Here is a 23,191-nt window from a genome sequence, read left to right as displayed (position 1 = left end):
GACACCCCGGTCCCCACCGGCCTGTACCGCAGCACACCTGTGACGCGCGGAACGGTCGCGCGGGCTCAGAACGCCGGCCGTTCCGGGTCCAGTGCGGCCCGGCCCCCGACCGGGGATGAGGCCTGCGCGAAGTGGCGGCGCGGGATCCTGCCCGCCCGCCACGCCAGCCGGCCGGCCTCCACCGCGTGCCGCATCCCCTGCGCCATGAGCACCGGCTCCTGCGCCCGCGTCACCGCCGACGCCAGCATCACCGCCGCGCATCCCAGCTCCATCGCCAGCGCCGCGTCGGACGCCGTCCCGGCCCCCGCGTCGAGGATCACCGGCACCCCCGCCCGCTCCACGATCAGCTGGAAGTTGTGCGGGTTGCGGATCCCGAGCCCGGAGCCGATCGGGGAGCCCAGCGGCATGATCGCCGCACACCCGACGTCCTCGAGCTTCCGCGCCAGCACCGGGTCGTCGTTGGTGTACGGCAGGACCGTGAAGCCGTCGTCCACCAGCGTCTCCGCCGCGTCGAGCAGCTCTACCGCGTCCGGCAGCAGGGTCCGCTCGTCGGCGACGACCTCCAGCTTGATCCACTCCGTGCCAAGCGCCTCGCGCGCGAGGCGCGCCGTCAGCACCGCCTCGCCCGCCGTGAAGCACCCCGCCGTGTTCGGCAGGACCCGGATGCCGAGCCGGTCCAGGACGGAGAGGACCGAGCCCTGCACGGTCGGGTCCAGGCGCCGCATCGCGACGGTCGTCAGCTCCGTGCCGCTGGCGATCAGCGAACGCTCCAGCACGTCCAGGCTGGGCGCCCCGCCGGTGCCCATGATCAGGCGTGAGGAGAACTCCGTACCACCGAGGACGAACGTGTCGTCGGACATCGCGCTCAGCCCCCCTGCACGGCGGTGAGGACTTCGATCCGGTCGCCCTCGCCGAGGACGGTCGCTGACCACTGGCTGCGCGGTACGACGGTCTCGTTGACGGCCGCGGCGACGCCCGAGGGCGCGGCGGAGAGGGTGGCGACGAGGGCGTCGAGGGTCGTGGGGGCGGCGAGGACGCGCGCCTCGCCGTTGACGGAGACGTTCATGCGGGCTGCTCCTGAGGTGCGCGGGCGGGGGAGAAGCGGCGGGGGGTGAAGGGGCGGGCCTCGTCCGGCAGCACACCGGTGAGAAGGAGTTCCGCCATCACATCGCCGGTGACGGGGGTGAGCAGGACCCCGTTGCGGTAGTGGCCGGTGGCCAGCAGGAGGCCCGGCAGCGCCGTCGGACCCAGCAGGGGCGCGTTGTCCGGCGAGGCGGGACGCAGACCCGCCCGGGTCTCGGTCAGCGGCAGCTCGGTGATGCCCGGGACCAGCTCGTGGGCGTCGCGCAGCAGCTCGTACACCCCGCCCGCCGTGACGGTGGTGTCCCAGCCCAGCTCCTCGCTGGTCGCTCCCACGACCAGCTCGCCGTTCTCGCGCGGCACCAGATAGACCTGGCTGCCGCGCACGACCGCCCGGACCGTCCGGGAGAGGAACGGCGCGTACGCGGGCGGCACCGTCAGGCGCAGCACCTGTCCCTTGACGGGCCGTACCGGTGGCAGGACCTCCTCCGGTACGCCCCCGAGCCGGCCGCTGAGGCTGCCGGCGGCCAGCACGACCTGGTCCGCGGTGAGTTCGGTGGAGTCCGCGAGCACCACGCCCGCGGCCCGTTCGCGCACGACCGACAGCCGGTCGGCGACGTTCCGGTGGAAGACCACCCCGGCCCGCTCGCAGGCGGTGACCAGCGCGGCGGCGAGCCGGCGCGGATCGACCTGGTGGTCGCCGTCGACCCGCAGCCCGCCCCGGACGCCCGGGGCCAGCATCGGCTCCAGACGGCGGCACTCGCGTCCGCTGAGCCACTCGGACTCCAGGCCGCAGCGGGTCTGCAGGGCGTGCAGCTCGCGCAGATGCGCCCGGTCGTCGGCGTCGAGCGCGACGGCGAGGGTGCCGCAGGCGCGGTAGCCCACGTCGTGACCGGTGGCGTCCCGGAGTTCGGCGACGAAGCCGGGATAGCGGCGCGCGGAGACGAGGTTGAGACCGAGCAGGGTCTCCTCGCCGTAGTGGAGCTCGGTGACGGCGGCGAGCATGCCCGCCGCCACCCGGGCGGCCCCGCCCCCGGGCTCCGGATCGACGACGGCGGTCCGCAGCCCGCGCTGCGCCGCGCGCCAGGCCGTGACCAGACCGATGATTCCGCCCCCGATGACGAGAACGTCGGATGTACTGCATGTACGCGACATGGGCGTCCAGCCCCTCCCTTCGCCGGCATGACCCGGATCAGGTTCGTACGGTCGGAGGCCGGCCAGCCTCCCTCTCAGCCCGGTGCGTCCGGGCTCCCGCGAGTGCTCTACGTTGACGGTCAGACTATCCCCCGTCACCGACGCCCAGTAAGGGAGCCTCCGCAGTGGCCCGATCTCTCGACGGTCTCGTCCTCTCCCCGGTGGCCGACCAGGCCCCCGGCCAGGTCGGGACCCGGACCCGGTTCACGTACCACGAGGAGGACGGCCGGATCTGGGCCGAGTACGCGGGCGGGGACGTGGTCCGGGGCCATCTCGTCGGCACGCGCGCGGGGGACCGGCTCGACTTCCGGTACGTCCAGTTGAAGCACGACGGTTCCACCTCTTGCGGGCATTGCGTCTCCACGGTGGTGGACCTTCCGGACGGCCGCGTTCGCCTGGAGGAGACCTGGGCATGGGAGTCCCAGGAAGGCTCCGGGACCAGCGTGGTCGAGCAGCTACTTTCCTGACGTTCCGTCAGATGCGTAAGGTGATCGGGTGAGCGAGCAGAAGCAGGCACAGCAGCGGGTCGTGATCGTGGGCGCCGGGATGGCAGGGGTGCAGACCGCGGTCGCCCTGCGCGAGCAGGGGTTCACCGGCCCGGTCACCCTCGTCGGAGCCGAACCCCATCAGCCCTACGACCGGCCGCCGCTCTCCAAGGCGGTGCTCCTCGGCAAGGCCGAGGACTCGGCCTTCGACGTCGACTTCGAGGCGCTCTCCATCGAACTGCGCCTCGGCGTCGAGGTGACCGGACTGCGCGCCGACGCCCACGAGGTCGACACGGAGGCCGGACCCGTCCCGTACGACGTCCTGGTCGTGGCCACCGGCGCCGAGCCGGTCACCCTGCCCGGCACCGAGGGCGTACCCGGGGTCCACCTGCTGCGCACCCTCGACGACGCCGCCCGGCTCAAGCCCGTCCTGGAGCAGCGCCACGACATCGTGGTGGTCGGCGCGGGCTGGATCGGCGCCGAGTTCGCCACCGCCGCGCGCGAGGCGGGGTGCGCGGTCACCGTCGTCGAGGCCGCCGACCGGCCGCTCGCCGGCGCGCTGCCCGCCGAGGTCGCCGCCCCGATGTCCCTCTGGTACGAGGAGAGCGGTGCCGCACTCCTCACCCACGCGCGCGTGGCGCACGTCGAACCCGGCCGGGTCGTCCTGGCCGACGGCCGGGGGCTGCCCGCCGACGCCGTCGTCGTCGGCATCGGAGCCCGGCCCGCCACCGGCTGGCTCGCCGGCTCGGGCATCGCCCTCGACGCGGGCGGCTCCGTCACCGCCGACGATCGGCTGCGCACCTCCCTGCCCGACGTGTACGCCGTCGGCGACTGCGCCTCCTTCCCCTCCGCCCGCTACGGCGAACGGCTCCTGGTCCACCACTGGGACAACGCCCTCCAGGGCCCGCGCACCGTCGCGGCCGACATCATCGGCGAGATCCCCCAGGTCTACGACCCGGTGCCGTACTTCTGGTCCGAGCAGTTCGGCCGGTTCGTCCAGTACGCCGGCCACCACACGGGCGCCTCCGAGCTGGTCCGGCGCGGCGACCCGGCGGGCCCGTCCTGGTCGGTGCTCTGGCTGGACGAGGGCGCCCTGGTCGCCCTGCTCGCCGTCGGGCGCCCCCGCGACCTCGCCCAGGGGCGCAAGCTCATCGAGGCGGGCACCCCCCTCGACGCGGGGCGGGCCGCCGATCCCACCGTCCCCCTGAAGGCGGCAGTCCTGTAGGGCTCGACTTCCGACTGTCGGTCCGGGATGGCAGGCTTGTCCACGTGACCGAGATTGACGCAAGAATCGATGCTCTCGTCCCCGCCTGGCTCTACCTCCCCGACATCGCGGAAATGCTCGATGTCGAGGTGACGCGTGTGCGGCAGCTGGTCAAGGAGGGCCAGCTCATCGCCGTGCGCCGCGGTGAGAACAGGGCGCTTCAGGTGCCGGCCGCCTTCATCGACGGCGACAAGGTCGTCAAGGGCCTCTCCGGGACCCTGACGCTCCTGAAGGACGACGGCTTCACCGACGAAGAGATGCTGGAGTGGCTCTTCACTCCCGACCCGACCCTGCCGGGCACGCCCGCGCAGGCCCTCAGCGAGAATCGCGGCACGGAGGTGAAGCGCCGCGCCCAGGCGCTCGCCGTCTGACGCACACGCACCGAAGACACCACAGAGGAGGTTTCCGTGGGGCCGGGTCCGCCCGGCCCCACGGGACCGCCCCACCGACGGGGGGAACCACCCATGCCCACGCCTCGCGAGCGGCTCACCGACGCCCGGCTCTACCTCTGCACGGACGCCCGCAAGCGCCAGGGTGACCTGCCCGCGTTCCTCGACGCCGTGCTCTCCTCCGGCGTCGACATCGTGCAGCTGCGCGACAAGGGCATGGAAGCCGGTGAGGAGCTGGAGCACCTCGCCGTCCTCGCCGACGCCTGCCGCCGGCACGGCACGCTGCTCGCGGTGAACGACCGGGCCGACGTCGCCCACGCGATCGGCTCCGACGTGCTGCACCTGGGCCAGGGCGACCTGCCCGTGCCCGCCGCCCGCGCCATCCTCGGTGACCAGGTGCTGATCGGCCGTTCCTGCCACGCCGAGTCCGAGGTCGACGCGGCCACCGCCGAGCCGGGCGTGGACTACTTCTGCACCGGCCCCTGCTGGCCCACCCCCACCAAGCCCGGTCGGTACGCGCCCGGGCTCGGTCTCGTGCGGTACGCGGCCTCCCTGGAGGCCTCCCAGGGACAGCAGCGGCCCTGGTTCGCCATCGGCGGGATCGACGAGACCACCCTCGACGAGGTCCTGGACGCGGGCGCGCGCCGGATCGTCGTCGTCCGGGCGATCACCGAGGCCGACGACCCGGCGGCGGCGACGGCCCGGCTGGCCAAGCGGGTCCGCGAGCGCTCGGCGTAGACACGCCGGGAGGCCGGCGGGGGCGCCGAGGCGAGCCCACCGGGGGCCGCCGCGGAGGTGTCCAAAAAGTTGTCCACTCCTCGGACGTCGCTTCATCCGTCGAGGGACCCCGTCTAACCTGCCCGTATGGCTCTCGGCACCGCTTCCACCCGCTCGGACCGTGCACGCACGGTCCGCGACATTCTCGCGTCCGGCAAGCCCTCGTACTCCTTCGAGTTCTTCGCGCCCCGGACCGAGAAGGGCGAGCGGAGCCTCTGGAACGCCCTGCGCAGGGTCGAGGCGGTCGGTCCGAGCTTCGTCTCGGTGACCTACGGAGCCGGCGGATCCACCCGCGGCGGCACGGTCAAGGCCACCCAGAAGATCGCCGGAGACACCACGCTCACCCCGGTGGCGCACCTCACCGCGGTCGACCACTCCGTCGCCGAGCTGCGCAACGTCCTGGGCCAGTACGCCGACGCCGGCATCCGCAACATGCTCGCGCTGCGCGGCGACCCGCCGGGCGACCCGCTGGGGGAGTGGATCGAGCACCCCGAGGGCGTTCGGTACGCCGCCGACCTGGTCAGGCTGATCAAGGAGTCCGGCGACTTCTGCGTGGGCGTCGCGGCCTTCCCCGAGATGCACCCGCGCTCCACCGACTGGGAAGCGGACATCCGCCACTTCGTGGACAAGTGCCGCGCCGGCGCCGACTACGCCATCACCCAGATGTTCTTCGATCCGGACAACTACCTCCGGATGCGGGACAGCGTGGCGAAGGCCGGCTGCGACACGCCGATCATCCCCGAAGTCATGCCTGTCGTGAACGTGAAGACCCTCGACCGGCTGCCCCAGCTCAGCAACGCGCTCTTCCCGGCGGACGTGAAAGAACGCATCCTCGCCGTCAAGGACGATCCGGCCGCTGTACGCTCCATTGGCATCGAGTTCGCGACGGAGTTCTGCGCGCGTCTGCTCTCCGAGGGTGTCCCCGGACTGCACTTCATCACGCTGAACAACTCCACCGCGACGCTGGAGATCTACGAGAATCTCGGACTGCACGTGCAGTCGTGACCGGCGTACCCGCCCCAGACCCGCGGCGGTGGCCGTAGGAGAGGGGCGGGCATGGGGTGGACGGTCCTCTACATCGCGTTCGGTGTCGTGGCGTTGTGGCTGCTGGGAGAGGTGCTCCTGCAGTACAAAGCGAGGCTGCGCTGGCGCGTGCTCGCCTTCTGCGGCTTCCTGGGGGTGGTCCTCGGCGTTCTGCTGCCCTCGGTCGCCGTGATCATCGCGGGGGCGCTCGCCTTCGCCGTCGGACAGACCTATGTGACCCTGTCCTTCCGCCGTGGCTTCTCCACCGGCTGGGCGATCGGCGGTAACCCGGGCGCGAGCCGCCGCCGCAGGTCGGCCCCGCCGGCCGAGACCGGCCCCACCCTGGAGGTCACGGACCTCTCCTACGAGCCGGTGGAGCCCTCGCCCGCCGAGACCACGGCTATCTACGAGCCGCAGCCGTTGCCGGACGAGACCGGCCAGTACGGCGTCTACGACCCCTCGTACGCGCACGCCGAGGCCCAGCCCGAGGCGCAGCCCGCCTATGACGCCGCCTATGCCTCCGGATACGACGCCTACGCGCCCGGATACGAGCAGCCTGCCTATGACTACGGCAACGGTCAGCAGCAGTACGCGGCCTACTCCGACCCGTACATCGGCCCGGGCACCGACGGCCAGCAGTACACCTCGTACGACTACGGCACCGGCGGCCAGCAGCCCTACGCCGACCCCTACGCGGCCTCGTACACCTACGACACGCCGCCCGGCGGGGTGTGGGTGCCCCAGCAGCGGGACGCCGAGCAGCCCGCCGAACAGCCCCAGCAGCCGGGCCAGGAGTACTACGGCTACGGCAACGACCAGCAGTACCGGTACTGATCCCGGCCTACTGCGAACCCCGGAAGCCGGCGCCCTCCACGATCAGCCCGGCCACGAGGGCGCCGGACATGCCGGCGTGCGCGAGCCCGCCGCCGGGGTGGGACCAGCCGCCGGCGAAGTGCAGGCCGGGCAGCGGGGAGCGGTTGGCGGCGGGGAGGTACGCACCTGAGCCACCGGCGAGCGCCGGGCCGGGGACCTCGGCGGTACCCGTCTCCCGCAGGGTGTCCTCCGGGGTGCGGACCTCCTGCCGGAGCAGCCGCTCCCGGAGTCCCGGAACGACGGGCTCCGCCGCGGCGACCATCTCCTCGGCGATCTCGGTCCAGTCGTACTCGGGGTACAGGTGCACCGTCGCGGAGACCGTCACCGACTCGTGCGCGTCGTCCGGGCGCAGCGCGGGGTCGTCCGGCCGCAACACGGTCACGGTCGGCCGGCTCGCGGTCGCGTGGACGACGGTGCGGTGCACCGCGTCCGCCTCGCGGGCTCCGCGCAGGGCCAGACAGACCGTCATACGGCCCGTCAGGTCCAACCGGTCTCCCTGGGCCACCACATGGTCCCGGTAGAGCGCGGGCACGGGCGCACCCGCCACGACGTGGTCCGCCTCCACGACCTCGCCGCCCTCCAGCCGGACTCCCGTCGCCCGGCCGTCCTTCTCCACCACCTCGGCGACGGGGGCGTCGAAGACGAACTCGACCCGGCGCTCTCGGCACCGCTCGTACACCGCGTCCGCGAGGGCCCGCATGCCGCCCTTCACGTACCAGGTGCCGAAGGTCTGCTCCATGTACGGCAGGACGGCGGCCGACGCCGGGGCGGCGGACGGGTCGAAGCCGTAGGACCACGCGTAGGAGTCGAGAAGCGCGGCGAGGCGGGGGTCGCGCAGCTCGCGCGCCCCGACCTGGGCCAAGGTGGTCGTCGGACGCCGCAGGAACCCCGCCTTCAGGGCCGGGTACGGCTCCCGGGCGAGCGCCGAGGTGTCCTCCGGCTGCGGCTCCTCCAGGAGCGGGCGCCGGGTGCGGTCCCAGGCCTCGCGGGCCCGGACCATGAAGTCGCCCCAGCGTTCGCCCGCGCCCGCGCCGAGAGCCGCGTCCAGGGCGGAGATCGTGCCGGCGCGCGAGGCGTTCGGCAGATCGACGGTGGTCCCGTCCGCGAACACATGACGGCTCGCCGGATCCACCTGCGTCAGCTCGACGCGGTCCTCCAGCGGCTCCCTGCCGGTCTTGACGAACAGATCGCGGTACACGGCGGGCAGGTGCAGCAGACCGGGGCCGGTGTCGAAGGCGAACCCGTCGCGCTCCAACCGTCGCACCGCGCCGCCGTACGTCCCCGTGCGTTCGTACACCACCACCCGGTGGCCCGCCACGGCCAGCCGTGCGGCCGCCGCCATGGCGCCCATCCCGGCGCCGATCACCACGATCCGTCCCATGTCAGGGACTTTATCCGCCGGGGCTCCGGGGCCGGCCGGGCGCCTCGGCGACGGCCATCCGCCGCTCCTCGCGCCGCTGGGCCCTGCGGCGCCGGAAGCGGCGGATGCGGTGGGCGAGGAAGCCCAGTATCAGCAGGCCGAGCACGAGCAGCACGGCCGCGATGATCGCCGCCACCTCCGGGTTGAAGATCGCGAAGGTGACGATTCCGGCGACCCCGAGGTCCTCGGCCGTGCTCATGGCGACGTTGGAGAACGGCTCCGGCGAGGTGTTGATCGCCATCCGCGTCCCGGCCTTGACGAAGTGGCTCATCAGGGCGGTCGAGCCGCCGACCGCGCCGGCGGCGAGCTCCGGCAGGGAACCGGACTGCCCTGCGAGGAGGGCGCCGACCACGGCCCCCGAGACCGGCCGGATCACGGTGTGGACGGAGTCCCAGACGGAGTCGACGTAGGGGATCTTGTCCGCCACCGCCTCGCAGAGGAACAGCACCCCTGCGGCGATCAGGACGTCCGTGCGCTGCAGCGACTCGGGCACCTCGTCGGTGAGCCCGGTCGCGCCGAAGATGCCGAACAGCAGGACCACCGCGTACGCGTTGATCCCGCTCGCCCAGCCGCTGGTGAAGACCAGGGGGAGTACGGACACGGACGCGATCGTAACCAGCCGGCGCCGCGCCCGGGTGGGCATTGGCACGGACCCCTGAGTATCCGTACTCATGCCCACAGATGAGTAGGTACGCGGATGGGCCGTGACCTGCGCAGACGGCAGAGTGGGGACCACGGAAGGGGCACGGCTCCGCACCCGCCGACACGGGGCGGCGGAACGGGGTCGTGCACCTGCCGGCACGGGGGTGCACGGGGGACCCGCACGGGGACACGGGGGATGTGTCACGGGGTGCGGGAGAAGAATCGCCGGTCCGGCGAGGCTCGGGGGGATCGAGCCTCGCCGGACCGGCGTCTTCCGTTTTTGGAGCGGCGGCTGCTAGCGGCCGCTCACGCGGCCGTGCAGCAGGCGGGACAGCGCGCTGTGCACATCGTCGATGGAGCGCTCGCGCTGGAAGGCCTGCCAGTCGAGGGCGGCCACCAGGACCATCCCGACCAGCGCCGCCGCCGTGAGGGGGATGTCGATCTCCTCGCTCAGCTCGCCGGCCTCCACGCCCTGGCGCAGTACGTCCTCGACCACGGCCACCGCCTGCTGACGGACCACCAGGAGGGTCTCGTTCCAGGCCCGGTTCGTACGCCACAGCTCGGCGACGTACAGCTGCGTGAAGGCGGGATACCGGTCGATGAAGAGCAGACCGGCCCGGATCATCGCGTCCAGCGCGTCGACCCGGCTGCCGCCCCGCTCCGCCGTCTCCTCGGCCGCCTCCCGGAGCGAGGCGGTGAGCAGTCCGACGCCGTGCCGCAGCAGCTCCTCGAAGAGCTCGGTCTTGCTCTTGAAGTTGTAGTAGACCGTGCCCTTGGCGACACCCGCGCGCTCCGCGATCTCGTCCACCGTCGTCGCCGAGAAGCCCTGCTCGGCGATGAGGGTGACGGCGGCCTCGTAGAGCTTCGCGCGCGTGGCCCGGCGTCTGGTGCTGCTGCTGTCCATGGGCTCGATTCTCACAGGTCTCGCAGGCCCGACCGCCGGTCCGGCACGTGTCACGGGTCTCGGAGATGTCACAGCGACAGTTCCGGATGCAGCCGGTCCAGCGTCCACACTTGCTTGCGCCGGGCGGAGACCGCCGTCAGCGCCAGCGCCCCCACCGTGAACGCCGCCAGCACGGCGACCGCCTGCCAGACCGGCCCGATCCCGCCGCCCGTGATCAGCCGGCGCAGCGACTCGACGACGTAGCTCATCGGCAGGAAGGGATGGATCGCGTTGAAGAAGCCCGGGCTGGTCTGCACGGGGTAGGTGCCGCCCGCCGAGGTCAGCTGGAGCATCAGGACGGCGAGCACCAGGATCCGTCCCGCCGCGCCGAAGCGGGCGTTGAGCCACTGGATGATCGCGGCGAAGCAGCAGGTCACCAGCGCGAGGAAGCCGATCGTCCCGGCGGCCCTGGCCATCTGCAGGCCGAGCCCCCAGTGCAGGACGGACATCAGCGCCGCGACCTGGAGCAGTCCGATCGCCGCGACGGGCAGCCAGCCGGCGAGCGCGATCCGCCAGGCGGAGGCGCCGGCGGCGAGGGCGCGCCGGTTGAGCGGCTGGATGAGCATGTACGCCACCATCGCGCCGACCCACAGGGAGAGCGGGATGAAGTACGGGGCGAAGCCGGTGCCGTAGTTGGGCGCCTTGTGGAGCGACTGGGAGGCCAGCTCGACCGGGTCGGCCATGACTTCCGTACGGCGGTCGCGGTCCTGCTTGTCGTAGTCGGGGATCTTGGTGACGCCGTCGCTCAGTCCGGTGGCCAGCTCGCCCGATCCGTCGGCCAGCTTGAACAGGCCGCCGTCGAGGTCGCCCGCGCCCTTCTTGAGTTTGCCGATGCCGGTGTCGAGGTTCGTGGAGCCGGTCTTGGCGCTGGTGAGACCGGTGTGGAGCTCGTCGGCGCCCTTGGCCACCTTCTGGGCCCCGGTGTTGAGCTTGTTGATCTTCTTGACGGCGCCGTCGAGGTCCTCCTCCAGGTTCGGCGCCGCCTTGTGCAGGTCCTCGGCCTGCTTCTGCAGGGTGGCGAGCCGGCCGTCGAGCTCCTTGAGGTCGCCGTTGCTGTCCTTGGTCAGCTCGTGCAGGTCGTCGGCGATCTTCGCCACGTCGTCGGCCGTGACCTTGGCCTCCTTGAGGGCCGGGCAGGTCGTGGGGTCCGGCAGCGGGTTGTCCACGCACTGCTTGCGGTGGAGCGCCTCCAGCTTGTCGTCGGCCACGTGGGCGGCGCTGCGGGCGACCGGGGCGCGCCTGACCAGGTCGTCGAGGTTGTGCCGGACCGCGGCGGCGGAGTCGGCGACCAGCCGGGCGGTGTCGCCGATCGTCTTGCCGTTGTTCTTCAGATACGGACGGATCTTCGCGGCCTTGCCGTTGACCTTGTCGGCGAGCGCCTGGGTGCCGTTCGCGACCTGCCGGGAGCCGGTCTCCAGCTCCCCCGCGCCCTTGTCGAGCTTCTTCAGCCCGGTGGCCAGGTCGCCGCTGCCCTTCTTGGCGTCCTTCAGGCCGTCGGCCAGGCTCTTGGAGCCCCTCTTGGCCTTGTCCACGCCTTCCTTGAGCTCGCCGGCGCCCTTGGCGGCCTTGGCGGTGGCGTCGTGGATGTCGGAGAAGGAGATGAAGATCTTGTCGAGGAACGAACGGGAGGACTTGGTGGAGGCGGCGGTGCGCACCTCGGAGAAGACCGTGCGGGAGATCTGGCCGACGATGTAGTTGTTGGCGTCGTTCGTACGGACCTGCAGGGCGCCCGTCTCGGGGGCGTCGCCGGAGCTGGAGGCGATGCGCGTGCTGAAGTCGCCCGGCATGGTCAGGGAGAGGTAGTACGTCCCGTCCTCGACGCCCGCGCGCGCCTCGGCGTCGCTCACCTCGTGCCACTCGAAGACCTTGCTCTCCAGCAGGCCGTCGGTGATGTCGTCACCGGCGTTGATCTTCTTGCCGTCGGCGGTGGCGCCCCGGTCGTCGTTGACGAGCGCGACGGGTATCCGGTCCAGCCTGCTGTACGGGTCCCAGAAGGACCAGAGGTACAGCGCGCCGTACAGCAGCGGCAGCAGCAGGATCGCGACGAGCGCGGCGCGCGGCAGCTTCCCCCTGCCGAACCGCTTCAGCTCAAGCGCGGCCAGTTTCGGCGAGCGCATCGGCCGCCCCCTCCTCGTTGGTGTCTTCCTGGGTGGTGTCGTCGTCGTGGGTCGTGTCGCCCTCGGCGGTGGCCTCCGGGGTGGTGGCCTCCGGGGTGGTGTCGTCCTGCGCCGTGTCGTCCTGCGCGGTCTCTCCCCCGGCCGGGCCGGTGGTGATCCACAGGGCGTGTTCCGGCGCCTCGCTGCAGACGGCGAGCACGGTCGTGCCGGCGTCGGCGATCGACCGCAGCAGCCTCCACGCCTCGGCCCGGTCGCCGTCGGAGAGCTTGAGGTCGGTGTCGTCCAGGGCGAGCAGCCTCGGCCGGCCGATCAGGGCGAGGGCGATGGACAGGCGCAGGGCCTCGAGCCGTTCCAGATCCCGTACGGAGGTCCGCTCGGCCTTCGGCAGGGCGGCCGGGTCGAGCCCGGCCGCCTCCAGGGCCTCCTCGATCCGGGCCCGCGTCGTCGCCGCCCGCTCGGCGGGGGGACGCATCAGGGCTCGGACGGATCCGTCGTAGCGGCGCTGGAGCAGGGCGCGCTCGCGCAGGTGCTCGGCGACGGTGAAGGCCGGGTCGAGATCGCTGACCCCGGGCACCGGGCCGAGCGCGCTGATCCGCCGCACCGCCGCCATCTTGCGGGGCAGACGCAGCCCGGCGACCTCGGCGTGGCCCTCGTGGGGCTTCATCCGGCCGGTGAGCGCGAGCAGCAGACAGGTACGGCCCGAGCCGGACGGTCCCTCGATCGCGACGAGCGAGCCCGGTTCCGCCCGGAAGCCGACCTCGCGGAAGACCCAGCCGCGCGGCCCCTTCAGCCCGAATCCGTCCGCGACGACGGCGGCGCCGTGCGGCTCCTCCGAGTGCGCTTCCACGGACCCACCCCCACTTTCCCCAGTTTTTGAACTGACCAGTCAGTGCAAAAACTTACCCCCGAACCGGCGATCGAGGCAAAAGGCCAGGTCAGCCGGATTGTCAGTGGTGCCCTCCACGATGGACACATACGGACACAGCGCCGTCACACGACGACAGGAGGCTCGTCATGGCCAGCTCCTCCGCAGCAGCCCGACGCCGCACCGGGGGCTCCTCCCACACCGCAGGCCATGGGGGAGGCCGCCCCGCCCCCGCACTGCCCGGACCCGCGTCCGACGTCCACCCCGTGCTGCGCCGCTCCTCCGCACCGCCCGCCGCGCTCGATCTGCTCGCCCAGGCCCGCAGCGGCCTCGACGAGGCCGCCACGCTCGACGTGGCCAACGAGCGGTACGCCACCGCCCACCTCGCCGCGCTGCGCACCGCCGCGGCCGTGCTCGCGGCCCGGGGCAGGCCCGAGAACAACCCGCGTAAGCGGGCGCGGATCAGGAGCGCCTGGGAGGTGCTCCCCGAGATAGCGCCCGAGCTGACCGAGTGGAGCGCCCTGTTCGCCTCCGGAGCCGGACGCCGGGCCCGGGCCGAGGCGGGCATACCCGGCGCGGCGACCCACCGGGACGCCGACGACCTCCTCCGGGACGCCGCGATGTTCCTGCGCCTGGTCGAGCGGCTCCTCGTCCTGCAGCCCGTGCTGCCCCGGCAGAGCGGTGCGGCCGAGGCCACGGGGTGAGGACGTGAGCTGGGCAGGGCGCCCGAGGCCATAGGGTGGGAGGCGTTCGTGCACCGTCACCGAGGAGTCAACAGCCGTGTCGGACCCTTCCCCCGTCTTCGGTCGGGAGACGTCGTCGCGCCCGTCGCGCGCCTCCCTTCGTACCGCCGTCGTCTGGGACGTCCTGAAGGACGCCCTGGACCGCCGGGTCGAGGCCACCGGGAAAGAGACCCTCGATGTCCTCGACACGGGCGGCGGCTCCGGCAACTTCGCGGTGCCGGTGGCCCGCCTCGGCCACCGGGTCACCGTCGTCGACCCCAGCCCGAACGCCCTCTTCGCGCTGGAGCGCCGGGCCGCAGAGGCCGGCGTCGCCGACCGGGTCAGCGGGGTCCAGGGGGACATCCGCGGCCTGTTCGAGGTGGTCGGCCGCGAGGGCTACGACGCGGTGCTCTGCCACGGCGTCCTGGAGTACGTCGACGACCCGGCCGAGGGCGTACGGAACGCGGTCGCCGCGCTGCGCACCGGAGGCGCGCTGAGCCTGCTGGCCGCGGGCGTCGGCGGCGCCGTCCTCGCCCGCGCGCTGGCCGGTCACTTCACCGAGGCGCGGACCGCGCTCGGCGACCCCGCGGGGCGCTGGGGCGACGGCGACCCGGTGCCGCGGCGCTTCACCGCCGACCAGCTCGCGGAGCTGGCGGGCGAGGCCGGCCTGGAGGTCGGCGCCGTGCACGGCGTCCGGGTCTTCGCCGACCTGGTCCCCGGCGTCCTGGTGGACACCGAGCCCGGCGCCGCGGAGGCGCTGCTCAAGCTGGAGGCCGCCGCCGCCGAGCTGCCCTCCTTCCACGCGATCGCCACCCAGCTGCACGTCCTGGGCGAGAAGCGCGCCTGACACCCGCCCGGCGGCACCGTACGGGCGAGGGGCGGGACGGGGCGTCCACCGTGCTGAGCAGCGGCGCAGCCGCACATGGAGTACGCCACAGGCCCCCCGATCGAGGACTTCGCCCCGTATGATCGGGGGACACCATCCGGCATGACCGGCAAGGCGCTGGGGAATCAACGCCTCAGCAACCGAACCGCATGGCGGCCCGGATTGGCGATTTGGCGTTGAGGGCGGGTTTCACGGGGGCGATTCCCTGCCTATCCTGAAAGGGCCGCATCCCGGTCGCCCCCGCGACCGACGACTAGGAGGACTCCGTGCCGCTCTCGGAGCACGAGCAGCGAATGCTCGAGCAGATGGAGCGAGCGCTGTACGCCGAAGATCCCAAGTTCGCGACAGCGCTCGAGGGAAGCGGACTGCGTACGTACACCCGGCGACGGGTCTACCAGGCAGTCGCCGGCTTCCTGGTGGGTATCGCGCTCCTCATGGCTGGAATGGTCGCTCAGCAGATCTGGATCAGCGTGGTGGGGTTCCTCGTCATGCTGGGCTGCGCGGTCCTGGCGGTCACCGGATGGCGCAAGGCGCCCAAGCCGGGCGAGCAGCAGCAGGCGAGAGGCGGAGCGGCGGCCGGTGGCCGACAGGCCCGCCAGCGCCGCTCGATGATGAACCGCATAGAGGAACGGTGGCAGCGCCGCCGGGACGAGCAGGGCGGCGGCCGCTGACGGCGCCCTGAACAGGGGCCCGACCCCTGTACACGACCCCGAGCCCCGCGGGCCCGCGTCATGACGCGCGGCCGGCGGGGCTCGTCGTGTGCCGCGAAGTCTTGCCCAGGCGAAGGGCGCTCCCACGCAACCCCGTCGGTGGTCACCCGTCCCGCCCGGCGGGACGGGTGACCACCGACGGACGGGACGGGCGGGCCGGTCAGACCCGCTCGCGGGACGGGCGGCGCACAGCCGCCGTCACTCGGGCGGTCACCTCATGGCGGGTCGCCGCCCAACGGGCGGTCAGGGCCGTCCAGCGGGCCGACGCCGCCCACACCACCCGGACGGACGAGCGCGGCGCGAGCAGCGCGCGCAGCCGGGCCCAGCGGCCCGCGGCCCGGTCGAAGCCCGCCCTGATCAGGGCGACCTCCTCCACCAGGCCGCCGCCCGGGCGGGGCTGCGGCGCGTAGAGGACCTGCTCGACCGACCGGGCCACCCGGTGCACCGCGTTGGCCGCCTCGCCGTCCAGGGCGCCCAGGCGGACGATCCGGGCCGCCGTCTTCCGAGGCGTCCGCGACTCGTCCGGCAGGACCCCGTGGTCCCAGGCGGTGTCGTTGATCTCCTGCCAGGCCGCCAGGGTCCTGGCCACCGCGTCCTCGACGGTACGGCCCGGGGAACCGAGCCGCCGCGCCCGTACCCGTGTCCGCCAGAGCAGCGGGAGCAGAGGCAGCACAAGCACCACCGCCACACCCAGACAGATCAGGACCACCATCAGCGGATTCGGCCCGTCGTCGCCGGACGAGGCGCCACCGGCTGCCTCGTCGGGGCCGCACTCGCCCAGGCGGCGCAGCTGCGGAGGGCAGCTGTCCGAGGCGCTCGGCGCGGCCGACGGCGCCGCCGAGGCGCTGGTCTCCGGCTGGGCGGAGCCGGACGCCGTACCCGAGGGGGTCTGCGGCTGGGTGTAGTCCGGTGTGGAGCCCCGCGTCGGCGTCGGCTCGAACCGCATCCAGCCCGCGCCCTCGAAGTACAGCTCGGGCCAGGCGTGCGCGTCCCGGATGCCGACCGACATCGTGCCGTCCGACTGCGGGGTGCCGGGCATGAAGCCGACCGCCACCCGGGCCGGTATGCCCAGCGATCGTGCCATCGCCGCCATCGAGAACGAGAAGTGGACGCAGAAGCCCTCCTTCTGCTGAAGGAAGCGGGAGATCGCCTGGACGCCCGTACCCGACTCGACCTCCACGTCGTAGCGGAACCCGCCGTCCCGGGCGAACCAGTCCTGGAGCCTCACGGCCCGCTCGTAGTCGTTGCGCGCGCCCCTCGTGACCGCCAGCGCCGTCGACCTCACATCGGGGGGAAGCGAGTCGGGAACCCGGGTGTACTCGGCGAACACCTTGGGCGGCGCGGGCGGCGCCGCCGCCAGCTGAGGGCCCGTCGGCCGTACGTCCAGGCTGGTCACCGTGTAGCGGGCGCCCCGGGTGTTCTGCTTGTTGTCGCCGACGAGCATCCGCCCGGCCGGCTCGTAGCGCCAGCGGCCGTCGATCTCCACCTTGACGGCCGGGTAGGGCATCGGCAGCCACTTCTGCTCGTACGTCGTGGAGGCGAGGAAATTGCCGGTCACCTCCGTCGTACGGACCTGCCGGTCGAGGCCGTCCGGCGACGGCAGCCGTTCCGGAACGTCCTGGATCGGGCGGACCGACGACTTCCACGAGGTGCCGTCGAACTGGTCGAGCGCCACCAGCCGCAGATACATCCCGCTGGTGTCGGTGGCGTTGGTCCGGTACCGGAGCACCTCGCGGTCCTCGGGCTGGCGCAGGTTCTCCTGGAGAGAGACGAGCGGGTTCACGGCCGAGATCGTGCCGCCCTTGCCGCTCTCACCCGGCCCGTCGCCCGGACCGCCGAAGAGACCGCCGCTCAGCGCGGGCAGCGCCGCGGGGACCACCAGCGCCACACCCATGGCGACCACACCGATCCGCCGGCCGGTCCGCACCGGGGCGAGCGCCTGCCCACCGCCGGCCGCGCCCGAAGCCGTGCTCCCGCCCGCCCGCGGCGCACCGCCGAAGACCCGCCCCCACTGCGAGAGCCGGTCCCGGCTCTCCGCCAGCAGAAGCAGCAGGTAGCCGGAGGCGGCGAGCAGGAACCAGAGCCAGCTCGCGCCGCCGTCGGAGAGACCTGCGGCCACCGAGTACAGCGCGAGGAGCGGCAGGCCCGCGGGGGCGGCGCTGCGGAAGGTCACCGCGAGCGTGTCCACCAGGAGACCGATCACCAGCACGCCGCCGACCACCATCAGCCGGATGCCCTCGGTGTCGGGGGCGGGGATCGCGTACTTCCCGATGTCGTCGGCGCCCGCCTGGAAGAGCGCGCCGAAGTGCCCGAAGGCCTGCGGCCCCGGCAGGAACCACAGCACCGCCTGTTCCCGGGCGAAGACGAAGGTCAGCGCGAGCAGCGTCACGACGGCCTGCGCCGCGATCGTCAGCGCTCGGGCCAGCGGCACCCGCCGGGTCAGCACACCGGCCCCGCTCTGCACCGCCAGCAGGATCGCGGCGGTGAAGATCCACGTCGCCGGCTTCACCAGCGGAAGGAGCGCACCCGCCGCCAGCAGCGTGGCGGCGAAGGCGCCCAGCGTCAGCCGCGCGCGGCCGCTCATGACCAACCTCCGTATGTCTCGCCCGCGGTGGTCTCCGCGCGCACTCCGCCGGCCTGCTGCCACAGCTCCGCGAGCCGTGCCCCCGGGGGCACGGCCAGCGCCGTCCATCCGGCCTCCCGCAGCTGTCGCAGCCGCTTCTCGACCGCACCGGCGACCGCACTCCCCGTCAGCCAGGTGCTGCTGTCCAGGACGAAGGCCACGGCCGCGCCGCTGCGCTGCCGCATCCGGGCGGCCACCGCCGCCTGCTCCTCGTCGATGTCGCCGACGAAGGCGATCAGAAGGCCTTCGTTGCCGCCGCGCAGCACGTCGTAGGCGCGCGAGAGGCCGGCCCCGTCGGAGTGGTCGACCACGGCGAGGGTGTCCATCATCATCCCGGCCGCCTCGGCCGCGTCCTGGGACGAACCGGCGAAGCCCTCGGCGCCCTCGCCGGGCACCGCGCTGCCGGTGTCGGTGAGCAGCCGGACGGAGTAGCCCCGCTCCAGCATGTGCACCAGGGCGGAGGCCGCGCCCGAGACCGCCCACTCGAAGGCGGAGTCGGGGCCGGCGCCCTGGAAGGCGATGCGGCGGGTGTCGAGCAGCACCGTGCAGCGAGCCCGCTGGGGCTGCTCCTCGCGGCGGACCATCAGCTCGCCGTAGCGGGCGGTGGAGCGCCAGTGGACCCGGCGCAGATCGTCACCGTGGCGGTAGGTGCGCGGGATCACGTCGTCCTCCCCGGCCAGCGCGAGCGAGCGCTGCCGGCCGTCGCCGTACCCCGCCGCCTCACCGGCGAGCTTCACCGGCGGCAGCGGTTCGGTCCGGGGGACGACGGTGAGCATGTCGTACGCGCTGAAGGAGCGGGTCAGCTCGCACATGCCGAACGGGTCGTTCAGCCGCAGTTGGAGCGGGCCCAGCGGGAAGCGTCCGCGCAGATCGGAGCGGACCCGGTACGACACCTCGCGGCGCCCGCCCGCCTCGACCCGGTCCAGGACGAACCGGGGCCGCGGCCCGAGCATGTACGGGACGTGGTCCTGGAGCATCAGCAGCCCGGTGGGCAGCCGCGAGACGTTGTCCATCCGCAGATGGACCCGGGCCTCGGAGCCCACCGGCACCCGGTGCGGGGAGAGCCGGCGGCTGCCGGCGACCCGGTAGCGGGTGCGGTACAGCACCCCGACGCAGATCAGCGGCAGCACGGCGAGCAGCAGCCCGACGCGCAGCAGATCGCCCTGGCCGAGGACGTAGGCGCAGACCGCGGCGGCGACACCGGCGGCCAGGAAGGACCGGCCGCGGGTGGTGAGCCCGCCCAGGGCGGCCCGCAGGCCGCCCCCGTCGTCACCGGTCCGGGCGTCCCGGTCGTCGTCGCCCCGCTGCCCCGGCGCGGCGGCGGCGGTCGTCATCACAGCTGCCGGATGCCGGGCTGCTGCTGGCCGTAGAGCGGGCCGGCGGGCGGCGCCGCGGCGGGGACGGGCGTGCGCTGCAGGATGTCCAGGACGACCTGCTCGGCGGTGCGCCGGTTCAGCTGGGCCTGCGCCGTCGGCAGCAGCCGGTGGGCGAGGATCGGCACGGCCAGGGCCTGGAGATCGTCCGGCAGGACGTACTCGCGGCCGCTGAGCGCGGCGGAGGCCTTCGCGGCGCGCAGCAGATGCAGGGTGGCGCGCGGCGAGGCGCCGAGTCTCAGATCCGCGTGGTGACGGGTCGCGGCGACGATGTCCACTGCGTACCGGCGCACGGGGTCGGCGACGTGCACGGCGCGCACCGCGTCGATCAGCTTGACGATGTCATGGGCGTGCGCGACCGGCTGCAGGTCGTCGAGCGGGTTGACCGCGCCGTGGATGTCGAGCATCTGCAGCTCGGCCTCGGGGCTGGGGTAGCCGATCGAGACGCGGGCCATGAAGCGGTCGCGCTGGGCCTCGGGGAGCGGGTACGTGCCCTCCATCTCCACGGGGTTCTGCGTGGCCACCACCATGAACGGGCTCGGCAGCTCGTAGGTGTTCCCGTCGACGGTGACCTGCCGCTCCTCCATGGACTCCAGGAGCGCCGACTGCGTCTTCGGCGAGGCCCGGTTGATCTCGTCGCCGATCACGATCTGGGCGAAGATCGCGCCCGGCTTGAACTCGAAGTCCCGCCGCTGCTGGTCGAAGATCGACACGCCCGTGATGTCCGACGGCAGCAGGTCGGGCGTGAACTGGATCCGGCGCACCGAACAGTCGATGGACCGCGCCAGCGTCTTGGCCAGCATCGTCTTGCCGACGCCGGGGACATCCTCGATCAGAAGATGTCCCTCGGCGAGCAGCACGGTCAGCGAAAGCCGTACGACCTCAGGCTTGCCCTCGATCACACCCTCCACCGACCTGCGGACACGCTCCGCTGTGGTGGTCAGATCTGTGAGGCTCGCTCGATCGTCATAGGTCGTCACCCGGCCCTCCTCGGCCCTTCCGAAAACACCGACACCTGCCCCCGCGCACGCTCCGGGGGGTGTCACCCGAGCATTCTTGTTGCCGTGGCCGGGTCGTGTCACTTGGCTGTGGACAAGTGCGGGTGTTATGCCGGGTTTTGCCGGATCAGGCGGGGTCGATCTCGCGGAGAAGACCCGTGGTCACGTCGAAGACGAAGCCCCGGACGTCGTCGGTGTGCAGCAGGAACGGCGAGGTCCGCACCCGCTGCATCGACTGCCGGACGTCCTGGTCGACGTCCCGGAAGGCCTCGACGGCCCACGCGGGACGCTGGCCGACCTCCATCTCCAGGTCGTGCCGGAATTCCTCGGTGAGCGATTCCAGGCCACAGCCGGTGTGGTGGATGAGCACGACGCTGCGCGTCCCCAGAGCCCGCTGGCTGATGGTGAGGGAGCGGATCACGTCGTCGGTGACCACACCGCCGGCGTTACGGATGGTGTGACAGTCGCCAAGCTCGAGGCCGAGGGCGGCGTGCAGGTCGAGACGGGCGTCCATGCAGGCGACCACGGCGACGTTCAGGACGGGCTTCGCGTCCATCCCCGGGTCGGTGAAGCGCTCGGCATAGCGCTCATTGGCCTCGACGAGCCGGTCGGTGACCGTCCCGCGGGTACGTATGGCGTTGGCGGTGTCGGCAGAGGGGTGCGCAGAGGTCGACATGTCTATGAAGGTAATGGGCACAAGGCGTCGGGGCCCGCTGTGAGAGTGGACAAAGAACGTCAATGAGCCTTGTTGTGAGGTAACCCACAGGCAGGAGAAAGCCAGGCCCATACGGGCGAGGTGCCCGGTTCGCCCCACTCTCTCCGGTGGCCCGCGCGACGCGCCAGCCGGTTGATTGACCGCCGGGTCCGGTGGACTAAAGTGACGCGAAGTTCACGGAGACATTGAGCGGTTTCCCCAGTTTCTCCCCCGCGTGTGCGGCGGTACGTACGGCTCGGCCTCCTCCCGCTCGCCGGCCGGCCGATGCGCCCCCTTGGCGGCGCCGGCCGGTCGCTTCCCCTTCAGCGAGCGGGCGGGGACCCGGTGGTACGTACCGGCCGCGCCGAATCTGAGAGGGCGCATTGAGCAACGACCGACACGTCCCGGTGATGCTCCAGCGGTGCCTGGACATGTTGGCCCCGGCCCTGGAGCGCCCCGGAGCGGTCGTCGTCGACTGCACCCTGGGTCTGGGCGGCCACAGCGAGGCCCTCCTCACGCGGTTCCCCGAGGTGCGTCTCGTCGCCCTCGACCGGGACAAGGAGGCGCTGCGCCTCTCCGGTGAGCGGCTCGCCCCCTACGGGGAGCGCGCCACCCTCGTCCACGCCGTCTACGACGAGCTGCCCGAGGTCCTCGACCGGCTCTCCCTTTCCAAGGTGGACGGCATCCTCTTCGACCTGGGCGTCTCCTCCATGCAGCTCGACGAGGCCGACCGCGGCTTCGCGTACGCGCAGGACGCCCCGCTCGACATGCGCATGGACCAGACGACCGGGGTCAGCGCCGCGGAGGTCCTCAACACGTACCCGCCCGGCGAACTCGTCCGCATCCTCAGGGCGTACGGCGAGGAGAAGCAGGCCAAGCGGATCGTCTCCGCGATCGTGCGCGAGCGCGAGAAGGAGCCGTTCACCAACAGCGCCCGCCTGGTCGAGCTGATCCGCGACTCCCTCCCGCAGGCGGCCAAGCGCACCGGCGGCAACCCCGCCAAGCGCACGTTCCAGGCCCTGCGCATCGAGGTCAACGGCGAGCTGACCGTCCTGGAGCGAGCGATCCCGGCGGCCGTGAAGGCGCTCGCGGTGGGGGGCCGGATCGCCGTCCTGTCGTACCACTCCCTGGAGGACCGGCTGGTCAAGCAGGTCTTCGCGGCCGGCGCGGCGACCACCGCCCCGCCCGGCCTGCCGGTGGTCCCCGAGCGCTACCAGCCGCGGCTGAAGCTGCTCACCCGCGGTGCCGAGCTCCCCACGGAGGAGGAGGTCGCGGAGAACCGCCGCGCCGCGCCCGCCCGTCTCCGAGGAGCGCAGCGCATCCGGGAGGACGAGCCCTCGTGAGCGAGGCGCGGAGGGTGACGCACGAGGCCGCCGAGCCGCGGACGGTGACGGTGCCCGCGCCTCGGTGCCTCGCGGGCGGAGAAGGGATCGGGGGCGAACGGTGACGACGAACGGGCCGCTCAAAGGAAGGGCCGCGCGGCTCGGGCGGTTCATGCCGTCGGGGCCCAGCACCGCCGCCCGGACCCCCTTCGTGCTGCTCGTCGTGGTGCTGCTCGGCGGCGGTCTCATCACCCTCCTGCTGCTGAACTCCGCCCTCAACCAGGGCTCGTTCAAGCTGCGGGACCTCAAGAACCGGACCACCGAGCTGACCGACCAGGAGCAGGCCCTCCAGCGGGACGTGGACGACCACTCCGCGCCCGACGCGCTGGAGCGGCGGGCCCGCGAGCTGGGCATGGTCCCCGGCGGCAGCCCCGCCTTCCTCGACCCCGACGGCACGGTTCGCGGCGAGCCCTCCAAGGCCGCCGTGTTCGAGCCCGACCCGGCGCCGACCGAGCCGCCGATCCCACCGGCAGCACCACCGGTGGCACCGCCCGCGGTCCCGCCCGTCTCCTCGTCCGCGCCGCCGCCCCTGGACCCCCCGATCGACGAGACGGCCGGCGGCACCCTCCAGGACACGCCCGAGACGCCGGCGGCGACCGCCACGACCGCGCCCGCCCCGACGACCTCCGGCAGGTGACCGAAGTGCCTCCCAAGGAGCCCCCGCGCCGCCAGGTGCCCGGCCCCGCCCGGCCCGCGCGTCCCCGGCCCGCCGCCGGCCGCCCCACCCAGCC

23 protein-coding genes and 1 riboswitch are annotated in these 23,191 nt (G+C 72.9%); of the genes, 11 read left to right on the top strand and 12 right to left on the bottom strand.

All coding sequences use genetic code 11. From position 1 onward, the window contains the following. Positions 1-65: 65 nt before the first annotated feature. From J7E93_RS10040 to thiO, 3 genes are all read right to left on the bottom strand, one after another. Complete coding sequence (locus tag J7E93_RS10040; protein ID WP_215067563.1) at positions 66-860, bottom strand: thiazole synthase; 795 nt, start codon at positions 858-860, stop codon at positions 66-68. 5 nt (positions 861-865) lie between these two features. Beyond that, on the bottom strand, positions 866-1,066 hold the full coding sequence (gene thiS, locus J7E93_RS10035) for a sulfur carrier protein ThiS (protein ID WP_215067561.1): 201 nt from the start codon (positions 1,064-1,066) through the stop codon (positions 866-868). Continuing rightward, positions 1,063-2,235 carry a glycine oxidase ThiO gene (gene thiO, locus J7E93_RS10030; protein ID WP_215067559.1) on the bottom strand — a complete coding sequence of 391 codons (1,173 nt, stop codon included), beginning with the start codon at positions 2,233-2,235 and terminating at the stop codon, positions 1,063-1,065. Before thiO ends, thiS begins: the two co-directional genes overlap by 4 nt. Beyond that, a riboswitch (TPP riboswitch) is annotated at positions 2,233-2,345 on the bottom strand. Its footprint overlaps the gene before it by 3 nt. A gap of 54 nt (positions 2,346-2,399) precedes the next feature. Here thiO and J7E93_RS10025 point away from each other — a divergent pair. From J7E93_RS10025 to J7E93_RS10000, 6 genes are all read left to right on the top strand, one after another. Continuing rightward, positions 2,400-2,741: a hypothetical protein gene (locus J7E93_RS10025; RefSeq protein ID WP_215067557.1), complete on the top strand. Its 342-nt coding sequence runs from the start codon at positions 2,400-2,402 to the stop codon at positions 2,739-2,741. Between the two features lie 28 nt (positions 2,742-2,769). Further along, positions 2,770-3,984 (top strand): FAD-dependent oxidoreductase, encoded by a 1,215-nt coding sequence (locus J7E93_RS10020; RefSeq protein WP_215067555.1) that lies wholly within the window; start codon positions 2,770-2,772, stop codon positions 3,982-3,984. A gap of 44 nt (positions 3,985-4,028) precedes the next feature. Then, a complete protein-coding gene (locus J7E93_RS10015) occupies positions 4,029-4,394 on the top strand; it encodes an Rv2175c family DNA-binding protein (protein WP_137989908.1) in 366 nt (121 codons plus the stop codon). A 93-nt stretch (positions 4,395-4,487) separates the two neighbouring features. Beyond that, on the top strand, positions 4,488-5,150 hold the full coding sequence (gene thiE, locus J7E93_RS10010) for a thiamine phosphate synthase (RefSeq protein WP_215067553.1): 663 nt from the start codon (positions 4,488-4,490) through the stop codon (positions 5,148-5,150). 126 nt (positions 5,151-5,276) lie between these two features. Beyond that, complete coding sequence (gene metF, locus J7E93_RS10005) at positions 5,277-6,194, top strand: methylenetetrahydrofolate reductase [NAD(P)H] (protein ID WP_215067551.1); 918 nt, start codon at positions 5,277-5,279, stop codon at positions 6,192-6,194. A 51-nt stretch (positions 6,195-6,245) separates the two neighbouring features. Continuing rightward, complete coding sequence (locus J7E93_RS10000) at positions 6,246-7,046, top strand: hypothetical protein (protein ID WP_215067549.1); 801 nt, start codon at positions 6,246-6,248, stop codon at positions 7,044-7,046. Between the two features lie 7 nt (positions 7,047-7,053). On the opposite strand, the gene J7E93_RS09995 is transcribed toward J7E93_RS10000, so the two are convergent. The 5 genes from J7E93_RS09995 to J7E93_RS09975 form a co-directional block, all read right to left on the bottom strand. Further along, entirely contained in the window at positions 7,054-8,466 is a 1,413-nt protein-coding gene (locus J7E93_RS09995; protein ID WP_215067547.1) for an NAD(P)/FAD-dependent oxidoreductase, read from the bottom strand. A gap of 10 nt (positions 8,467-8,476) precedes the next feature. After that, on the bottom strand, positions 8,477-9,106 hold the full coding sequence (locus tag J7E93_RS09990; RefSeq protein WP_215067545.1) for a DUF4126 domain-containing protein: 630 nt from the start codon (positions 9,104-9,106) through the stop codon (positions 8,477-8,479). A 336-nt stretch (positions 9,107-9,442) separates the two neighbouring features. Continuing rightward, positions 9,443-10,051 carry a TetR/AcrR family transcriptional regulator gene (locus tag J7E93_RS09985; RefSeq protein WP_215067543.1) on the bottom strand — a complete coding sequence of 203 codons (609 nt, stop codon included), beginning with the start codon at positions 10,049-10,051 and terminating at the stop codon, positions 9,443-9,445. A 68-nt stretch (positions 10,052-10,119) separates the two neighbouring features. Then, positions 10,120-12,207 carry a YhgE/Pip domain-containing protein gene (locus tag J7E93_RS09980; RefSeq protein ID WP_215067541.1) on the bottom strand — a complete coding sequence of 696 codons (2,088 nt, stop codon included), beginning with the start codon at positions 12,205-12,207 and terminating at the stop codon, positions 10,120-10,122. Next, on the bottom strand, positions 12,179-13,054 hold the full coding sequence (locus J7E93_RS09975; RefSeq protein ID WP_215067539.1) for an ATP-binding cassette domain-containing protein: 876 nt from the start codon (positions 13,052-13,054) through the stop codon (positions 12,179-12,181). Before J7E93_RS09975 ends, J7E93_RS09980 begins: the two co-directional genes overlap by 29 nt. A gap of 167 nt (positions 13,055-13,221) precedes the next feature. On the opposite strand from J7E93_RS09975, the gene J7E93_RS09970 reads away from it, so the two are divergent. The 3 genes from J7E93_RS09970 (at position 13,222) to J7E93_RS09960 (ending at position 15,351) form a co-directional block, all read left to right on the top strand. Further along, positions 13,222-13,776 (top strand): SAV_6107 family HEPN domain-containing protein, encoded by a 555-nt coding sequence (locus J7E93_RS09970; RefSeq protein ID WP_215067537.1) that lies wholly within the window; start codon positions 13,222-13,224, stop codon positions 13,774-13,776. A gap of 76 nt (positions 13,777-13,852) precedes the next feature. After that, positions 13,853-14,641, top strand: a complete 789-nt coding sequence (locus J7E93_RS09965) for a methyltransferase (RefSeq protein ID WP_215067535.1) — start codon at positions 13,853-13,855, stop codon at positions 14,639-14,641. A gap of 305 nt (positions 14,642-14,946) precedes the next feature. After that, a complete protein-coding gene (locus tag J7E93_RS09960; RefSeq protein ID WP_215067533.1) occupies positions 14,947-15,351 on the top strand; it encodes a DUF3040 domain-containing protein in 405 nt (134 codons plus the stop codon). Positions 15,352-15,550: 199 nt separating this feature from the next. Here J7E93_RS09960 and J7E93_RS09955 read toward each other — a convergent pair whose 3' ends face one another. The 4 genes from J7E93_RS09955 to J7E93_RS09940 form a co-directional block, all read right to left on the bottom strand. Continuing rightward, positions 15,551-17,974: a DUF3488 and transglutaminase-like domain-containing protein gene (locus tag J7E93_RS09955; protein WP_215067531.1), complete on the bottom strand. Its 2,424-nt coding sequence runs from the start codon at positions 17,972-17,974 to the stop codon at positions 15,551-15,553. Then, positions 17,971-19,347, bottom strand: a complete 1,377-nt coding sequence (locus J7E93_RS09950; protein WP_215067529.1) for a DUF58 domain-containing protein — start codon at positions 19,345-19,347, stop codon at positions 17,971-17,973. Before J7E93_RS09950 ends, J7E93_RS09955 begins: the two co-directional genes overlap by 4 nt. Further along, positions 19,347-20,366: a MoxR family ATPase gene (locus J7E93_RS09945; protein ID WP_215067527.1), complete on the bottom strand. Its 1,020-nt coding sequence runs from the start codon at positions 20,364-20,366 to the stop codon at positions 19,347-19,349. The genes J7E93_RS09950 and J7E93_RS09945 overlap by 1 nt, the downstream gene beginning before the upstream one ends. A 145-nt stretch (positions 20,367-20,511) precedes the next feature. Next, on the bottom strand, positions 20,512-21,060 hold the full coding sequence (locus tag J7E93_RS09940) for a carbonic anhydrase (RefSeq protein ID WP_215067525.1): 549 nt from the start codon (positions 21,058-21,060) through the stop codon (positions 20,512-20,514). Between the two features lie 401 nt (positions 21,061-21,461). On the opposite strand from J7E93_RS09940, the gene rsmH reads away from it, so the two are divergent. Together rsmH and J7E93_RS09930 are read left to right on the top strand one after the other, a co-directional pair. Further along, entirely contained in the window at positions 21,462-22,421 is a 960-nt protein-coding gene (gene rsmH / locus J7E93_RS09935) for a 16S rRNA (cytosine(1402)-N(4))-methyltransferase RsmH (protein ID WP_215067523.1), read from the top strand. A 151-nt stretch (positions 22,422-22,572) separates the two neighbouring features. Then, a complete protein-coding gene (locus tag J7E93_RS09930; RefSeq protein WP_215067632.1) occupies positions 22,573-23,097 on the top strand; it encodes a septum formation initiator family protein in 525 nt (174 codons plus the stop codon). Positions 23,098-23,191 lie beyond the last annotated feature (94 nt).

It is taken from the genome of Streptomyces sp. ISL-36 (assembly GCF_018614205.1).
Classification (GTDB): domain Bacteria; phylum Actinomycetota; class Actinomycetes; order Streptomycetales; family Streptomycetaceae; genus Streptomyces.
The sequence above is the reverse complement of the archived record's forward strand: the minus strand, read 5'-3'. Positions and strand labels throughout refer to the sequence as shown.

Coding starts and splice junctions, on each gene's coding strand:
- J7E93_RS09930 (WP_215067632.1), top strand. CDS start 22,573: ATGCCGTCGGGGCCCAGCACCGCCGCCCGGACCCCCTTCGTGCTGCTC.
- J7E93_RS09955 (WP_215067531.1), bottom strand. CDS start 17,974: ATGAGCGGCCGCGCGCGGCTGACGCTGGGCGCCTTCGCCGCCACGCTG.
- J7E93_RS09985 (WP_215067543.1), bottom strand. CDS start 10,051: ATGGACAGCAGCAGCACCAGACGCCGGGCCACGCGCGCGAAGCTCTAC.
- J7E93_RS09970 (WP_215067537.1), top strand. CDS start 13,222: ATGGCCAGCTCCTCCGCAGCAGCCCGACGCCGCACCGGGGGCTCCTCC.
- J7E93_RS10040 (WP_215067563.1), bottom strand. CDS start 860: ATGTCCGACGACACGTTCGTCCTCGGTGGTACGGAGTTCTCCTCACGC.
- J7E93_RS09980 (WP_215067541.1), bottom strand. CDS start 12,207: ATGCGCTCGCCGAAACTGGCCGCGCTTGAGCTGAAGCGGTTCGGCAGG.
- J7E93_RS09995 (WP_215067547.1), bottom strand. CDS start 8,466: ATGGGACGGATCGTGGTGATCGGCGCCGGGATGGGCGCCATGGCGGCG.
- J7E93_RS09950 (WP_215067529.1), bottom strand. CDS start 19,347: ATGACGACCGCCGCCGCCGCGCCGGGGCAGCGGGGCGACGACGACCGG.
- J7E93_RS09940 (WP_215067525.1), bottom strand. CDS start 21,060: ATGTCGACCTCTGCGCACCCCTCTGCCGACACCGCCAACGCCATACGT.
- thiS (WP_215067561.1), bottom strand. CDS start 1,066: ATGAACGTCTCCGTCAACGGCGAGGCGCGCGTCCTCGCCGCCCCCACG.
- thiO (WP_215067559.1), bottom strand. CDS start 2,235: ATGTCGCGTACATGCAGTACATCCGACGTTCTCGTCATCGGGGGCGGA.
- J7E93_RS10000 (WP_215067549.1), top strand. CDS start 6,246: ATGGGGTGGACGGTCCTCTACATCGCGTTCGGTGTCGTGGCGTTGTGG.
- metF (WP_215067551.1), top strand. CDS start 5,277: ATGGCTCTCGGCACCGCTTCCACCCGCTCGGACCGTGCACGCACGGTC.
- thiE (WP_215067553.1), top strand. CDS start 4,488: ATGCCCACGCCTCGCGAGCGGCTCACCGACGCCCGGCTCTACCTCTGC.